General features: G+C 30.4%; 3 protein-coding genes. All 3 read right to left on the bottom strand.

Annotation, left to right across the window (positions count from 1 at the left end; all coding sequences use genetic code 11):
* Window positions 1-53 precede the first annotated feature (53 nt).
* Window positions 54-305: a hypothetical protein gene (locus tag PT287_RS09985; protein ID WP_277134664.1), complete on the bottom strand. Its 252-nt coding sequence runs from the start codon at window positions 303-305 to the stop codon at window positions 54-56.
* Window positions 306-411: 106 nt separating this feature from the next.
* Window positions 412-1398, bottom strand: a complete 987-nt coding sequence (locus PT287_RS09980; RefSeq protein WP_277134663.1) for a helveticin J family class III bacteriocin — start codon at window positions 1396-1398, stop codon at window positions 412-414.
* 179 nt (window positions 1399-1577) lie between these two features.
* Window positions 1578-2588, bottom strand: a complete 1011-nt coding sequence (locus PT287_RS09975) for an SLAP domain-containing protein (protein WP_277134661.1) — start codon at window positions 2586-2588, stop codon at window positions 1578-1580.
* Between the last annotated feature and the right edge of the window lie 288 nt (window positions 2589-2876).

Raw genomic sequence — 2876 nt, 5'->3', positions numbered from 1 at the left:
TACAGACAGGGTACTTAACAATTGTAAAATATCGGTTAAGTTATTCATTATAATCACTCTTTTCTTTTAGCAGCTTCCGTTTGTTCTGCTTTTAATCTCCTAATTTCTTCTTTTAAACGATCAATTTCATCTTCATCATCGCGAAACTTAGTATGATAATACTTCACATCATCATAGAGACGTTTACGCTCTTCTTCATCAGATTCATGCTTTGACTTTACACGCCATTGATAGAAACTGATTAGCATCGAAACAAGTCCACCAAAGGCGGTAGAGGTCAGCAGCATTAAAATGGTTTTATCCATAATACTCACTTCCTCTAACATCTATTGGTTAGCTATGTATTATAAAAAAAGCCTCATACAGCAAACAAGCTGCATGAGACTTTTTTGGCTCATTTACTAAAATTAATTAGTTCCAAGTTACTTCAATTATTCTACTAAATTCAGTAGTACCTGAAGTACTATTATGATATGAAATCGTTAAATATACATCATTAATTCCAATGACTTGAACACTTTCAAATTCTGTATAATAACCTGAAATATCAATATTGTTTTGAGCATAACTTGCATTTTGACCATTTGTAGATAAATCAACATATGTCCATTGTGACTTACTAGTTGCTCCCCATGGAATAATATAAATTTTCCGTTCTGTGCCACTATAATCTTTTGAATATTCACTAGAAATAATAATATTATTATTTTCATCAATGTCATATCCTTGAATAGAACCAATAACTGAACTATCTGTCAAATTTGGAATCTTAAAGGAATCAATGCTTGATAAATTCCAAAGAGAAACATCATCACCCGGATTATTATCGAGCTCATTATTAATCATATTAAGATCATAACGTGTAAAATATCCATTGCCGTCAGTATCAATACTTGCAATAAGTAATTCATCGTAATTAGGAGAAACAGCAGCTTCTACTCTATGTAAGTAGTCACCATCGTAATCATTATTATGATCCCAACCAGCACGATTAATATGTGATAATCTAGTCAATTGAGTATTCGAAGTATACTGTCTAGTACCACTAGAAGGATATTTAACACGAGCAATTTGAATATCCCAATTATGAGATCCATCTGATTGAGGTTTTGTACCAATAAACCAGTATCCATTACCTGCATATTCCCAAGTTTGTGTATGACCACCAGCTGTGCCTGTCATTAATAACATAGGATTTAATCCAATACTACCGGAGCTAATCGAGCGGCGTGTTACAAGTGTTTTACTTTCACTACTATGCATTTGCAAAGCATAAATATAACTACTTGCTACATCGCCTTTTTGAATAACATTATGATAATAAGGAGTTAATTTATACCCACCAGTTGCATTTTTAGTTTCTGTTAAAAGTATTTCTCCAGTTTTTCTTTCATTCATAAGTGAATTCCTTTCTTAAATATATTTTTGTAATCGCTTAATCTCGAGATCGAATTTAATATATCACCTAAAAGGGAATCATGCAACTAAAAAATCATAAAAAACTAGAAATACAATAAAATATATAAATTATTTATCAAATGTTATAAATGCTATGTAATATGTAGATATTTTTTTAATTATTGTAATTGCTTACCATATATATATTTGGTACCTGAAGCCTTAATGTATTTATCCACTGAATCATTAGTAGATTGCAATTGATAACATAATTCAGATTTACTATCATTTGAAAACTTAATGTAAGTCTTTTTAATTACGCTCTCAATTGTTCCCTTAAGCAAAATCTGTGGTTCTTTAGATACTTTAACTGAGTTATTTTTATTACCAAGTATAATTTCATTTGAATTAGTTTTTGGAACATATTGCTCACCATTGCTGGTATAAACATTAGTATCCTTTGTTATGTACACTTGCATATAATTACTATATGGAAGTAAAGTTTGTCTGCTATTAATATTAACAGCCGTACTCCATAAATACTGATTTTGGCCTTTAATACCGTATAATACAGTACTACCACCATTATTATCAGGATCAGTATTGCTAAGCTCATGATAATTAGATTGTCTATCTAAAGTTACTTTTTGGCCTACCTTAAGATAATCTTTAGTTTGCTTACCATTACTATCAAGTATTACTTCTTGGTTAGGTTTTCTAGAATATTTTAAGGCCTTAATTGTTCCTGTAACCTGATTAGTATACAAGTTATTGCCATTAATTTTATCAACATTTATAGCTTTAACATAGCCACCGTGACCGATACTATAATATTCTTGTCCTTTAATTGTCTTGTATGGCAAATAGAACCAATTCCAGTCATCATCATGAAATGAATATCTAACTGTACTTGGATCATCTATTGCACTAGCTTTTTTAGCATAGCTAATTGTTGCACCCTTTTTAAGCAAACCGTTAGTTCTTTGATAAGAATATAATTTTTGCCCTTTTTTGTTATAAATACGGGTATTATGATTTAACGTTAATGTTCCATCTGCTGCGGTTGTATCTTGAGTTTGGTCAGTAGTTTGTGCTGCGTGAGCTTGATTAGTAGTAACAATTGAGCCTGCTGAGGTTGTTGCCAAAATAACTGCTGCCAAATTTACTATTAATTTTTTGTTTTTTTTCATTTCTATACCTCATAAAAAACAAATAATATATTTATTAAGTCCTAGTTTATACTTCAAAGTAATAAGTTTCTACTATTTCTTAAATAAAAGAACAACATAAAACGCCTATACTAGTAGTAGCTTTACATATTGCATAAAATAAAATTTTCTAAAATAGTTTATGCTTTGCAATCCATATCCATATAAGATTTAAAAAGTAAAAGTTAGTAAACTGTTTGATAGGGGCTTGCCAAGTCTACACCGTTTAACATCTAATCACGACCTGACTTAATCTGCGAATCATCAGGA

This window comes from Lactobacillus sp. ESL0679 (assembly GCF_029433515.1).
Classification (GTDB): Bacteria; Bacillota; Bacilli; order Lactobacillales; family Lactobacillaceae; genus Lactobacillus.
This window is presented reverse-complemented; position numbering and strand designations above follow the sequence as displayed.

Coding starts and splice junctions, on each gene's coding strand:
- PT287_RS09985 (WP_277134664.1), bottom strand. CDS start 305: ATGGATAAAACCATTTTAATGCTGCTGACCTCTACCGCCTTTGGTGGA.
- PT287_RS09980 (WP_277134663.1), bottom strand. CDS start 1,398: ATGAATGAAAGAAAAACTGGAGAAATACTTTTAACAGAAACTAAAAAT.
- PT287_RS09975 (WP_277134661.1), bottom strand. CDS start 2,588: ATGAAAAAAAACAAAAAATTAATAGTAAATTTGGCAGCAGTTATTTTG.